A 12,217-nucleotide genomic window follows, 5' to 3' on the forward strand; every position below is an offset into this window, starting at 1 on the left:
GCAGGGTCTCCAGCTCGGTGTCCGGGAGCTGCCCGGCCCCGGCGGTGCGACGATCCGCCCCGGCCGCGATGTCCTGATACGCCCGCACGTCGGCGTCGACGTCGGCGTCGAGCCAGGATTCGACGTCGAGCGTGCCGGCGAAGATCTCGCCGGTCGACCCGTCCACGGTGACCTGCAGGCCCTCGAGCGCCGTGGCCGTGCCGGGGCCGCAGCCGACGACAGCGGGCCGGCCGATGTCGCGACAGATCACCGCGGCGTGGCTGGCAGGACCGCCGACCTCGGTGATCACCGCGGCGCATGCCAGCATCCCGGCGATGTCAGCCGGGCTGGTCGTCGTGCGGACCAGGACGATGGGTTCGCGGTCGGCCGCGTCGACGGCGTCGTCCAGGTCGCTGACCGCCCGGCCGGTGGCCACCCCCGGTGCCGCGGGCAGTCCTGTGGCCACGCGCGGTGCGCAACGCTCCACCGGTCGTCGGGCGCTTGCCCGCACCGCGTCCACGTCCGCAGGTGTGACCCGGTTCAGCAGCTCGGTCTCGTCGAGCACACCGGCCGCGTGCAGAGACAGCGCCACGCGCAGCGCGGCGCGCGGGGAGCGGGTCGCGGTGCGCGTCTGCAGCAACCACAGCTGCCCGGACTCGACCGTGAACTCGATGTCCTGCATGTCTGCGTAGTGGTGTTCCAGCAGCCGTGCCGCCGCGGCCAGCGCGGCGTGGACGGTCGGCAGCTCACCGGCCAGCACGTGCAGCGGGGCGCTCCCGACGGTGCCGGACACCACCGCGTCACCTCGGCTTCCGCGACGCCACTCCCCGAACAGCTCGTCGGCTCCGGTGAGTGGATTGCGGCTGAACGCGACACCCGCGCCGGAGGTGTCGTCGCACACGCCCGACACCATCGCCTGCACGATGACCGCCGTTGCGGCCGCGTCGCCGAGCTGTCGGTGGCGACGGTAGGCGACCGAGCGCGGCGCGTCCCACGACGCGAGCACCGCCTCCACGGCAGGCAGGACATCGTCTGCATCGGGGTCGGGATCCACGTCGAGAACCGTGTCGAGCATCCCGGGCATGGACACAGTGGGACTGCTGCGCACGCTGACCCTGACAGGTCCGGACTGCTGCCGAAGCCACGCCAATCCGGCAGTGACGGCGTCGGCCAACGGCCCGCGCGCCGTGCAGACGGGTGCCGGCACGCAGAACGCCGGGGGGACGGGTAGACCGAGCCGGCGCATCGTGTCCAGCGACGCCGCCTTCGCACCGATGAGCTCGGTGGGTGGCTGTGCCCGGCCGTCGAGCAGGACGACCGTCGCGGGATCAGCCGTCAATTCGGAAAGTCCAGCGGCACCTGCAACGTCGTGATCGTCGCCGCCAAGCCGTCGTATTGCGCGGCGAGCATGCAGAACTCGATCAGCTGGGGTTTGGTCAGATGTGTCGCCAGCTGCGCCCAGGTCTGCCGCGAGACACTGCGGGTGATCACGAACTCGTCGGTGGCGGTGATGAGGATGCGCTGACGGTCGGTCAGCCCGTCGGCGTCCGGCCCCTCGAAGATCTTGGCCTGCGTCTGCTGGTCGACCCCCCGGGTACGGGCCAGCCTGCGATGCTGCTGCAGTTCGTATTCACAGTCCCGGAGATGACCCACGCGCAGGATGACCAGCTCGGCGTCACGTCCCGGGAGTTTGCTCAGCGCGCCGAGCAGGGCTGCGCTGTAGGGCAGCCACAACAGGAACAGGATGCGGTGCTGTCCCAGCACGTTGAACAGCGTGAACCGCGGCGCCCTGATGACGCGGGCGCCCACCTTGGCGATCACCCAGTTGAGCGGCCCGAGCTCTTTGAAGCCGCCGGGGGCGATGTGTCCAGCACTCATTGCTGCCTCACCAGATAGGGGGACACCGTCGAGCGGTGTTCGTCGATGTCGAGCGCGCGGCCCAGCGCGGGGAACGCTCGCTGCGGACAGTTGTCCCGTTCGCAGACACGGCAGCCCGCGCCGATGGGCGTCGCGGACACCTTGGGGTCACCACTGAGGTCGAGGCCTTCCGAGTAGACCAGCCGGTGTGCGTGCCGTAGTTCGCAGCCCAGGCCGATCGCGAACGTCTTACCTGGCTGACCATAGCGCGAGGCGCGGCGCTCCACCGTGCGCGCCACCCACATGTAGGCCCGGCCGTCGGGCATCTCGGCGATCTGCACGCTGATCTTCCCGGGGTAGGCGAACGTTTCGTAGACGTTCCACAGCGGGCAGGTGCCACCGCTGGACGAGAAGTGAAAACCCGTGGCGGACTGGCGTTTCGACATGTTGCCCGCCCGGTCGACGCGGACGAAGGAGAACGGGACGCCGCGCATCGACGGCCGCTGCAGCGTCGAGAGCCGATGGCAGATCGTCTCGTAGCTGGTCGAGTAGTAGGCGGAGAGCCGCTCGATGTCGTACCGGAAGTTCTCGGCGACCTCGTGGAACTGGGCGTAGGGGAGCACCGTCGCCGCAGCGAAGTAGTTGGCCAGTCCGAGCCGGGCGAGTGCCCGGGATTCGTCGCTGGTGAAGTGGCCGTCGTCGGTCAGCTTGTCGATCAGGTCGCCGTACTCGAGGTAGGCGAGTTCGGCGGCCATCCGGAACACCCGCTGTCCCACCGACAGGTGCGCGGTGATCTCCAACGTCTTGGTGGCGGGATCGAAGCGGTGCAGCACGCCTTCGCCGAGGTCCTGGCGGCGGATGATGCGCACGCCGTGCACGAACCGCAGCCGGTCGGACAGGTCGCCGGCGAGCTCACCGCGCTGCACCCGCATCCCGGCCGTCAGCTCCTCGGCGGCGGTGTCGAGCTCGTGGAGATAGTTCTGCCGCTGATAGAAGTAGTCGCGCACCTCTTCGTGCGGCATGGAGATCGACCCCGTCCCGCTGGCGCCCGGGTTGGCGCCGCCGACGTTGAATCGTCCCTCGGTGGCGGCGGCCAGCTGGGTCGTGGTCAGTTGGAACCGGCGGTGCAGGTTGACCATCGCGCGGGCGAGCTCGGGGTGCGCGCCGACCATCTCGGCGACCTCGGATGCGCCCACGTCGACGTCGAGGTCGCGGTCCATCAGGACTTCACGCAGCTCGGCGATCAGACGGGTGTCGTCCTGGGAGGCGAAGAAGGTGGCGTCGACGCCGAACACCTCGGTGATCCGCAGCAGCACCGCGACCGTCAGCGGCCGAACGTCGTGCTCGATCTGGTTCAGGTAGCTGGGGGAGATGTCGAGCATCTGGGCCAGCGCTGCCTGACTGAATCCGCGCTCGCTGCGGAGCTGCCGTACCCGCGCTCCGACGTATGTCTTGGCCACGTCGAACCAGCGTAGCCGCCTGCTAAGCCGATATTCGCAGAATTTGCACGCTGGGCCTGTGTGGCATCATCAGCTTTCGTGAGCTTGGCCAAGACGTTGATGCCCGTGCCCGACGGGCATCCGGACGTGTTCGACATCGAGTGGCCGCTGCGGGTGGCCGACGTCGATCGTGAAGGCCGGTTGAAGTTCGACGCGGCGACGAGGCACATCCAGGACATCGGTACCGATCAGCTGCGCGAGATGGGCTACGAGGACACCCACCCGCTGTGGATCGTGCGCCGCACGATGATCGACATGATCGAGCCGATCGTCTTCAAGGACATCCTGCGGCTGCGTCGCTGGTGCTCGGGCACCTCGAACCGATGGTGCGAGATGCGAGTGCGCATCGAAGGACGCAAGGGCGGACTGGTCGAGTCCGAGGCGTTCTGGATCAACATCAACCGGGAGACCCAGGGGCCGGCGCGGATCGCCGACGACTTCATCGAGGGTCTGCGCCGCACCACCAGCGAGGGCCGGTTGCGGTGGAAGGCCTATCTGACCGCAGGGTCGCGGCACGATGCCGAATCCATCCGCGACTACCCGGTGCGGGTCAGCGACATCGACATCTTCGATCACATGAACAACTCGGTGTACTGGTCGGTGGTCGAGGACTACCTGAACTCCCATCCCGAGCTGATACGGGTGCCTCTGCGGGTGACCATCGAGCACGACCTGCCGGTCGCCCTCGGCGACAAGCTGGAGATCCTGCAGCACACCTATCCCGCCGGATCGACCGAGAAGTTTGGCGCTGAGCTCAGTGACCGGAGTGTTACAACGCTCACATATGCGGTCGGCGACGAGGTCAAAGCGGTCGCGGCGATCTTCCCGCTCTGAATCGCTCCACCAAACAGTACGGGCGTACTGACCTGCGATGATCGTTTACCGGCCGGTAACTTCTGAACCGGTTCAGCCGGGTGCTGTCTTCGCAATCTTCACAAGTTCGGCTGGCGCGTTGGCGAAAGTTTACAAGCGAAACGGGTGGACCTGCGGTTATGCCGTGATGCATCCTCGTCTCAGCAGTCCGGTGAAGACGCTGGAACGTTAACAACAGTTTGAAGGAGCTGGTCCTCTCATGACCAAGTCGACCGTGGGCACGCCGAAGTCCCCCGAACAGATCCAGCACGACTGGGACCACAACCCCCGCTGGAAGGGCATCACCCGCACCTACACCCCTAAGGACGTCGTCGCCCTCCAGGGCACCGTCGTCGAAGAGGCGACGCTGGCCCGCCGCGGCGCCGAGGTGCTGTGGGAGCAGCTGCACGAGATGGACTTCGTCAACTCGCTGGGCGCGCTGACCGGCAACATGGCCGTGCAGCAGGTGCGTGCCGGCCTCAAGGCCATCTATCTGTCGGGCTGGCAGGTCGCCGGTGACGCCAACCTCTCCGGCCACACCTACCCGGACCAGAGCCTGTACCCGGCCAACTCGGTGCCGCAGGTCATCCGTCGCATCAACAATGCCCTGCTGCGCGCCGACGAGATCGCCAAGGTCGAGGGCGACACCTCGGTCGAGAACTGGCTGGCTCCGATCGTCGCCGACGGTGAGGCCGGCTTCGGTGGCGCGCTGAACGTCTACGAGCTGCAGAAGGCGATGATCGCCGCCGGTGTTGCGGGCTCGCACTGGGAGGACCAGCTGGCCTCGGAGAAGAAGTGCGGCCACCTCGGTGGCAAGGTGCTGATCCCGACCCAGCAGCACATCCGCACCCTGACCTCGGCCCGCCTCGCGGCCGACGTCGCCGACGTGCCGACCGTCGTCATCGCCCGTACCGATGCCGAGGCCGCCACGCTGATCACCTCCGACGTCGACGAGCGCGATCAGCCGTTCATCACCGGTGACCGCACCGCCGAGGGCTTCTACCGGGTCAAGAACGGCCTCGAGCCCTGCATCGCCCGCGCCAAGGCCTACGCGCCGTACTCCGATCTGATCTGGATGGAGACCGGCACCCCGGACCTCGAGCTGGCCAAGAAGTTCGCCGAGGGCGTCAAGAGCGAGTTCCCGGACCAGATGCTGGCCTACAACTGCTCGCCGTCGTTCAACTGGAAGCAGCACCTCGACGACGACACGATCGCCAAGTTCCAGCGCGAGCTGGGCGCGATGGGCTTCAAGTTCCAGTTCATCACCCTCGCCGGCTTCCACGCCCTCAACTACTCGATGTTCGATCTGGCCTACGGCTACGCCCGCAACCAGATGAGCGCCTACGTCGAGCTGCAGGAGCGCGAGTTCGCCGCCGAAGAGCGTGGCTACACCGCGACCAAGCACCAGCGCGAGGTCGGCGCCGGCTACTTCGACCGGATCGCCACCACGGTGGACCCGACCTCGTCGACGACCGCGCTCGCGGGCTCGACCGAAGAGGGCCAGTTCCACTGAGTCGTTGACGCATGACAGCATGAGCCCCGCCTGGCTTCCCGGGCGGGGCTCATCGCTGCGACGGTAGGAGAGATGTGAGCATCGAACGAGTCGGCGTCGTCGGCGCCGGACAGATGGGCGGCGGTATCGCCGAGGTGTGCGCCGAAGCCGGTGCGCACGTCGTCGTCTACGAACCGTCCGCGGAGCTGGTGGAAGCGGGCCGGGCGCGTATCACCGCGTCGCTGGAACGGGCCAAGGCCAAGGGCAAGCTGGCCGCCGACGACTTCGAGATCACCCAGGCGCGGCTCGTCTACACCAGCGACCTCGCCGACCTGGCCGACCGCCAGCTGGTGATCGAGGCCATCGTCGAGAACGAGGCCGTCAAGGCCAAGGTCTTCGCCCAGCTCGACGAGATCGTCACCGACCCCGACGCAGTCCTCGCGTCGAACACCTCGAGCATCCCGATCATGAAAATCGCTGCGGCGACCAAGAATCCGAGCCGCGTGCTGGGGCTGCACTTCTTCAACCCGGTGCCGGTGCTGCCGTTGGTCGAGGTGATCAACACACTGGTGACCTCCGACGAGGCGATCGCGCGGGTCGAGAAGTTCGCGGGGGAGACGCTGGGCAAGAAGGTGGTTCGCTGCGGCGACCGCTCGGGCTTCATCGTCAACGCGCTGCTGGTGCCGTACCTGCTGTCGGCGATCCGGATGGCCGAGGCCGGGGTGGCCAGCGTCGAGGACATCGACACGGCCGTCGTCGCGGGGCTCTCACACCCGATGGGGCCGCTGCGGCTCTCGGACCTGATCGGGCTCGACACCATGAAGCTGATCGCGGACTCGATGTACGACGAGTACAAGGACGCCCACTATGCGCCGCCGCCGCTGCTGCAGCGGATGGTGGAGGCGGGCCAGCTGGGCAAGAAGACGGGCCAGGGCTTCTACACCTACTGAGCCGGGCGCCCAGTGCACGCTTTATGACGGGTTCTCCCACTCTTCTCATCAGAATGCGTGCGCTCGGGAACCAAACGGGGTCTCCACGCGCCTAACACGGTGTGCACGACATCATCGTGGGCTCGGAAGCACTCGCCGCCGGCACCGTGACACGCCATGACCTGCGCCGCAGATACGTCCAGCTCCACCACAACGTCTATGCGCCGACACGGATGACGCTGACGGCACACGACCGCGCGTATGCGGCCTGGCTCTGGTCGCGGCGCAGCGCCACCCTGGCGGGCCTGTCGGCCGCCGCGATGCATGGCTCCCGCTGGCTACCCACGGAAGGCCCGGCCGAGCTCACCCGCGTGCGATGCGGAAGCCCACCGGGCATAGCGATCTACCGTGACGCCCTGCTCGACGACGAAGTATGTCTCGTACAGAGCATCGACTGCACGACCGTGGCGCGCACGGTCTTCGACATCGGTCGTCGAATCGACGGCGATGAGGCGGTGATTCGCATCGACGCGCTTCTCAACGCCACCCGAGTTCCGGTCGACGACGTGGCCGTCGTCGCGTCCCGTCATCCCGGCGCCCGCGGAATCCGCCGCCTCCGGCAGGTCATGACACTGGTCGACGGCGGCGCCGAATCACCCCAGGAGACCAGGCTCCGCCTGATCCTCGTCCGGGCCGGCTTTCCTCGGCCGCGAACTCAGGTGCCGATCGTCGATGAGGCCGGAAGGGTGATCCGCCGTATCGACATCGGCTGGCCCGAGTACGGCGTCGGGGTGGAATACGACGGCCAGCAGCACTGGACGGACCCTCGAACGCACGCCGAGGACATCAACCGCTTGGAATTCCTTGCCGCGCACGGCTGGGCGATCGTTCGGGTCAGCGCGCGGCACATGGGCGATCCTGCCGCTGTAGTCGCACGGGTGAGGGCAGCGCTTCTCCCACGAATGCACGCACTATGACGCAACCGGCGAGAGACTTCGTCACAACCCGTGCACTCGGCGCCAAAAGCTACGCTTTCGCCAGCCGCTTCTTCTCCGCCGCCACGTCGAAGTCCGGCGGCGGCCACGACATGTTCAGCCGCTTGAGCGCCTCGATCATCAACTCGGTGATCGCCAGCCGGCTGTACCACTTCTTGTTGCACGGAACCACATGCCAGGGCGCGTAGTCGGTCGACGTCCGCTCCAACATCGCCTGGTAGGCCTCCTCGTAGGCCGGCCACTTCAATCGCTCGTCGATGTCGGCGGGGTTGTACTTCCAGTATTTGTCCGGCCGCTCCAGGCGTTCGGCCAGCCGCTTCTTCTGCTCGGTGAGCGAGACGAACATCGCGACCTTCACCAACGCTGTCCCGCTGTCCACGAGTTCCCGCTCGAATGCGTTGATCTCGTCGTAGCGGGGCTCCCACACCTCGGGCGGCACCAGGTTGTGCACACGCACGATCAGTACGTCCTCGTAGTGGGACCGGTCGAAGACGCCGATGTGGCCGGCCGTCGGCAGCGCGTTGCGGATGCGCCACAGGTAGTGGTGCGACAGCTCCTCGGCGGTCGGCTTGCCGAAGCTGCGGTACTGCACGCCTTGCGGATTGCAGCCGCCCACAACATGTTTGACGATCCCGCCCTTGCCTGCGGTGTCCATGCCCTGCAGCACCAGCAGCACCGACCTGGTGTCACCCGAGCGGCTGTTGGCGTACAGCATCTCCTGCAGCTCGGCGAACCGGACGTTGCGCTCTTCCTGCAGGGTCGGCGCATCGGCTTTGGTGCCGCTGAACCCGGGCGTTGCGTTGGCGTCGATGTCGGCGACCCGGTCACCGGGTCCGAACATCAGCAGGGAGTGCGGTTCGTGCGACCACAGCGACGGGAATTCCAGGGGCTCGCTCACCGGTCTAGTCAAGCAGGCGGGTCGGTAGTTCCGGGGAAGGATGATCGTCGGAGCGGAATCTCTCCAACGACCCTCCGACCTCGACGATGCCGCACAGCGCGCTCCAGGACAGCATCGTCAGGTAGTCGATCAGCTCGTCGGCGCTCATCCGCGGATGCGACATCCAGGAGTGCGTGGCCAGCTGCACCCCGCCGACGATGTGATACGCCCACGGCTCGACGCCGCCGGTGTCCATGCCGACCGACACCATGCGCCGGCGCAGCATCACCGCGAGCATGCGGGCGATGATCGCCTCGGAGTTCGCGACGGCCTTGCTCTTGCTCGCCGAGTTGTTGGCCATGACGAACCGGTAGGGCTCCGGCTCGGCCGCGACGGTTGCGACGTAGACGCGGATCACCTCGCGGGTCAGGGCGTACCCGTCCAGGTTCGAGGACAGCGCGGCGGCCATGTTGGGGATCAGTGTGGTCTGCGCGAAGCGCATCATCACCGCGGTGGTCAGGTCGTTCTTGTCGACGAAGTAGCGGTACAACACCGTCTTGGACACCCCGATGTCCGCGGCGATCTCGTCCATGCTGACGTTGCTGCCGAGGCGGCGAATGGCCTCCAGCGTGCCGTCGACGAGTTCGTTGCGGCGCTCGACCTTGTGCCGATGCCAGCGTCGTTTGCGCCCATCGGTCTTGGCCGCCACCGGCGGGAGTTGTTGTGCCACGTTCGCGGTGATCCGTTCCCTCGTCCTCGTCGATAATACGGTGGTCGACGGTTCGCAGTTGCCCGCGCAGGGAAGATGAAGGCGTGGCTCATCGAGTGAACGTCCCCGACGCCGGGCAGCGCCCCCGTGCGAGCTTCGCCGAGAAACTCGCCGGAGTGGATTCGCCCGCCGACGAAGAACGCCGGCGCGCGCTGCGGCGTATGAAAGCCGTCGCCCTCAGTTTCCTGATCGGCGCTTCGGTGGTCTTCCTGGTGTGCACGTGGGCGCAGTCCCACGGCGCGGCGCCGTGGGTGGGCTACGTCCGGGCAGCCGCAGAGGCCGGCATGGTCGGCGCGCTGGCCGACTGGTTCGCCGTGACCGCGCTGTTCAAGCACCCGCTGGGCCTGCCGATCCCGCACACCGCGATCATCAAGCGCAAGAAAGACCAGCTCGGCGAGGGTCTGTCGACGTTCGTCCGAGAGAACTTCCTGTCCCCGGAGAACGTCGAGACCAAGCTGCGCGACGCGGATGTGGCCAGCCGGACCGGCAAGTGGCTGGCGGAGCCGGTGAATGCCGAGCGGGTCGCCGCCGAAGCGTCGACGGCGCTTCGGGTGCTGGTGGAGATGCTGCGCGACGAGGATGTCCAGCAGGTGCTGGACCGGATGATCGTCAAGCGCATCGCCGAGCCGCAGTGGGGGCCGCCGATCGGCCGGGTGCTGTCGTCGCTGCTGGAGGAGGGGCGACAGGAGGCGCTGCTGCAGCTGCTCGCCGACCGGGCGTTCCAGTGGTCGCTGGGGGCCGGCGAGGTCATCGAGCGCGTCATCGAACGTGATTCGCCGACGTGGTCGCCGCGCTGGGTGGATCACGTGGTCGGAGACCGCATCCACCGCGAGCTGATGGACTTCACCGACAAGGTGCGCCGCAACCCCGATCACGAGCTGCGCAGGTCGGCGACGAAGTTCCTGTTCGAGTTCGCCGAGGATCTGCAGAAGGACGAGGCGACCATCCAGAAGGCCGAGAACGTCAAAGAGCAGATCATGGCCCGTGACGAGGTGGCGCGGGCGGCCGAGACCGCCTGGACGACGGCCAAGCGCATCATTCTGGAGTCGGTCGAAGACCCCTCCTCGACGCTGCGAGCCCGTATCGCCGACACCGTCGTCCGGATCGGGGAGTCCTTGCGGGACAACACCGATCTGCGGGTGAAAGCGGACAACTGGATCGTGCGCGGGGCCCAGCACCTGGTGAGCCAGTACGGGGCGGAGATCACAACGATCATCACGGACACGATCGAGCGCTGGGACGCCGACGAGGCCAGCCGACGCATCGAATTGCACGTCGGTCGTGACCTGCAGTTCATTCGGATCAACGGCACCGTCGTGGGCTCGCTGGCCGGTCTCGTCATCTACACGATCGCGCAGCTACTGTTCTGACCTGCGCTAACTGAGTGCTTGCAAAAGTTAGCACTCCGTCGTACCGTGGAATCGTCGGTCATTTCGGATACCCACGGCAGCGAAGGAGGCGAGCCATGGCACAGGACGAGAACCTCGCCGCGGTCGTCACCAACGCCGCTTCGGACATCGGCAGCTTCATCCGATCTCAGCGGGAGGCCGCGCACGTCTCGGTGCGCCAGCTCGCCGAGAAGGCCGGTGTCAGCAACCCCTACCTCAGCCAGATCGAGCGGGGATTGCGCAAACCCTCAGCGGACGTTCTGAACCAGATCGCCAAAGCGCTGAGGGTGTCGGCGGAGGTGCTCTACATCCGGGCCGGAATCCTCGAGCCCAGTGAGACGAACCAGGTGCGCGACGCCATCATCACCGACACGGCGATCAACGAGCGGCAGAAGCAGGTGCTGCTCGACATCTACACCTCGTTCTGTCAGCAGAACGAGGCGGCACTGCTCGAGGCGGCCGCCCAGGCGGAGCACGCCCCATCCGAAGACGAGCAGAACCGCCTGCAGATCACTGAATCACCTCACGAATCACCTCAGACCTCTGTCACTCACTGAAAGGAACCATCATGGCTGAGAAGAACCAGCTCGACGTCGAAGACTTGAAGGCCCCGCTGCTCGCCGCGGTCGGCGCTGCGGACCTCGCGCTCGAGCGCGTCAACGAGATCGTCGCGACGCTGCGCGAGCGCGCCGGCGACGCCCGCTCCGACGCCGAGACCCGCGTCGAAGAGAGCCGTGCCCGCATCACCAAGCTGCAGGAAGACCTGCCGGCGCAGCTCGGTGACATCCGCGAGAAGCTGAACTCCGACGAACTGCGCAAGTTCGCCGAGAGCTACGCCGACAACGCGCAGTCCGCCTACACCAAGCTGATCGAGCGCGGCGAGGCCGCCCTGGAGCGCCTGCGCAGCCAGCCGGCCCTCGAGAGCGCCGCCAGCCGGGTCGAGGAGTACACCGACCAGGCTGTGGAGCTGACCCAGGAAGCGCTGGGCAATGTCGCCACGCAGACCCGCGCGGTCGGCGAGCGGGCCGCCAAGCTGGTCGGCGTCGAGCTGCCCAAGCGTGCCGAATCGGCCGCCGAGCCGGTGAAGGAAGCCGCGAAGAAGGCCCCGGCCAAGGCTACGGCCAAGAAGGCCCCGGCCAAGGCTCCCGCCAAGAAGGCCCCGGCCAAGAAGGCTCCGGCCAAGAAGGTCACCCAGAAGTAAGCCCAGAAGTACGGCCGACTCCCGACAGGGAAGTCGAAAAGGGGACGTAACCCGCCTAGGCTGTCGAGCGTGGAGCTCCAAGGCCTTGTGGGTTACGTCCTCTTCGCGTTGCAGATCGCCGTGTTGGCGACGACGGCCTATGCGTTCGTCCACGCGGCGATCCAGCGCACCGACGCCTACCCGGCGGCCGACAAGCTGACCAAGCCGGTCTGGCTCGTGATCCTGGGCGTGGCCGGTCTGCTGGCTCTGGTGCTCGGCATCACCGGCGTCGCGATCGCCGCTGTCGCCGCCGGCGTGTATCTGGTCGACGTCCGACCGAAAATCCTCGAGGTGCAAGGGAAGTCGCGCTAGTGCGACGCGTCCTCCTCACCGCGGGCTG

At 67.2% G+C, this 12,217-nt stretch carries 12 protein-coding genes and 1 pseudogene; 8 read left to right on the forward strand and 5 right to left on the reverse strand.

From position 1 onward, the window contains the following. Window positions 1-160: 160 nt before the first annotated feature. The 3 genes and pseudogenes from DMB80_RS11725 to ramB all read right to left on the reverse strand — a co-directional run. Window positions 161-1,225: pseudogene (locus DMB80_RS11725) on the reverse strand (PEP/pyruvate-binding domain-containing protein); the annotation flags it as partial. Window positions 1,226-1,314: 89 nt separating this feature from the next. Then, the gene (locus tag DMB80_RS11730; RefSeq protein ID WP_111510005.1) at window positions 1,315-1,857 is read right to left on the reverse strand and encodes a carboxymuconolactone decarboxylase family protein; all 543 of its coding nucleotides are present in this window, start codon (window positions 1,855-1,857) and stop codon (window positions 1,315-1,317) included. Beyond that, a complete protein-coding gene (gene ramB / locus DMB80_RS11735) occupies window positions 1,854-3,296 on the reverse strand; it encodes an acetate metabolism transcriptional regulator RamB (protein WP_046365108.1) in 1,443 nt (480 codons plus the stop codon). The genes DMB80_RS11730 and ramB overlap by 4 nt, the downstream gene beginning before the upstream one ends. Window positions 3,297-3,374: 78 nt before the next feature. On the opposite strand from ramB, the gene DMB80_RS11740 reads away from it, so the two are divergent. The 4 genes from DMB80_RS11740 to DMB80_RS11760 all read left to right on the forward strand — a co-directional run bounded on the left by DMB80_RS11740 (window position 3,375) and on the right by DMB80_RS11760 (window position 7,585). Next, window positions 3,375-4,169 (forward strand): acyl-[acyl-carrier-protein] thioesterase, encoded by a 795-nt coding sequence (locus DMB80_RS11740; RefSeq protein WP_240431136.1) that lies wholly within the window; start codon window positions 3,375-3,377, stop codon window positions 4,167-4,169. 238 nt (window positions 4,170-4,407) lie between these two features. Further along, complete coding sequence (aceA, locus tag DMB80_RS11750; RefSeq protein ID WP_046365109.1) at window positions 4,408-5,700, forward strand: isocitrate lyase; 1,293 nt, start codon at window positions 4,408-4,410, stop codon at window positions 5,698-5,700. Window positions 5,701-5,774: 74 nt separating this feature from the next. Further along, window positions 5,775-6,629 carry a 3-hydroxybutyryl-CoA dehydrogenase gene (locus tag DMB80_RS11755; RefSeq protein ID WP_111510007.1) on the forward strand — a complete coding sequence of 285 codons (855 nt, stop codon included), beginning with the start codon at window positions 5,775-5,777 and terminating at the stop codon, window positions 6,627-6,629. Between the two features lie 101 nt (window positions 6,630-6,730). After that, window positions 6,731-7,585, forward strand: coding sequence for an endonuclease domain-containing protein (locus DMB80_RS11760; protein ID WP_111510008.1), 855 nt, complete (start codon window positions 6,731-6,733; stop codon window positions 7,583-7,585). 49 nt (window positions 7,586-7,634) lie between these two features. Here DMB80_RS11760 and DMB80_RS11765 read toward each other — a convergent pair whose 3' ends face one another. Beyond that, window positions 7,635-8,444 (reverse strand): polyphosphate kinase 2 family protein, encoded by an 810-nt coding sequence (locus DMB80_RS11765; RefSeq protein ID WP_420812176.1) that lies wholly within the window; start codon window positions 8,442-8,444, stop codon window positions 7,635-7,637. Window positions 8,445-8,505: 61 nt separating this feature from the next. Further along, on the reverse strand, window positions 8,506-9,210 hold the full coding sequence (locus tag DMB80_RS11770) for a TetR/AcrR family transcriptional regulator (RefSeq protein ID WP_111510010.1): 705 nt from the start codon (window positions 9,208-9,210) through the stop codon (window positions 8,506-8,508). Between the two features lie 83 nt (window positions 9,211-9,293). On the opposite strand from DMB80_RS11770, the gene DMB80_RS11775 reads away from it, so the two are divergent. The 4 genes from DMB80_RS11775 to DMB80_RS11790 all read left to right on the forward strand — a co-directional run bounded on the left by DMB80_RS11775 (window position 9,294) and on the right by DMB80_RS11790 (window position 12,189). Then, window positions 9,294-10,619: a DUF445 domain-containing protein gene (locus DMB80_RS11775; protein ID WP_111510011.1), complete on the forward strand. Its 1,326-nt coding sequence runs from the start codon at window positions 9,294-9,296 to the stop codon at window positions 10,617-10,619. Window positions 10,620-10,714: 95 nt separating this feature from the next. After that, on the forward strand, window positions 10,715-11,194 hold the full coding sequence (locus DMB80_RS11780; protein WP_111510012.1) for a helix-turn-helix domain-containing protein: 480 nt from the start codon (window positions 10,715-10,717) through the stop codon (window positions 11,192-11,194). An 11-nt stretch (window positions 11,195-11,205) separates the two neighbouring features. Continuing rightward, on the forward strand, window positions 11,206-11,838 hold the full coding sequence (locus tag DMB80_RS11785; RefSeq protein ID WP_111510013.1) for a heparin-binding hemagglutinin: 633 nt from the start codon (window positions 11,206-11,208) through the stop codon (window positions 11,836-11,838). A gap of 69 nt (window positions 11,839-11,907) precedes the next feature. Continuing rightward, window positions 11,908-12,189, forward strand: a complete 282-nt coding sequence (locus DMB80_RS11790) for a DUF2516 family protein (protein ID WP_046365116.1) — start codon at window positions 11,908-11,910, stop codon at window positions 12,187-12,189. Window positions 12,190-12,217 lie beyond the last annotated feature (28 nt).

The organism is Mycobacterium kyogaense (assembly GCF_003254575.1).
Lineage (GTDB): Bacteria > Actinomycetota > Actinomycetes > Mycobacteriales > Mycobacteriaceae > Mycobacterium > Mycobacterium kyogaense.

Excerpts from the sequence above, each read along its gene's own strand:
- DMB80_RS11730 (WP_111510005.1), bottom strand. The coding sequence starts at position 1,857 with ATGAGTGCTGGACACATCGCCCCCGGCGGCTTCAAAGAGCTCGGGCCG.
- aceA (WP_046365109.1), top strand. The coding sequence starts at position 4,408 with ATGACCAAGTCGACCGTGGGCACGCCGAAGTCCCCCGAACAGATCCAG.
- DMB80_RS11765 (WP_420812176.1), bottom strand. The coding sequence starts at position 8,444 with ATGTTCGGACCCGGTGACCGGGTCGCCGACATCGACGCCAACGCAACG.
- DMB80_RS11780 (WP_111510012.1), top strand. The coding sequence starts at position 10,715 with ATGGCACAGGACGAGAACCTCGCCGCGGTCGTCACCAACGCCGCTTCG.
- DMB80_RS11785 (WP_111510013.1), top strand. The coding sequence starts at position 11,206 with ATGGCTGAGAAGAACCAGCTCGACGTCGAAGACTTGAAGGCCCCGCTG.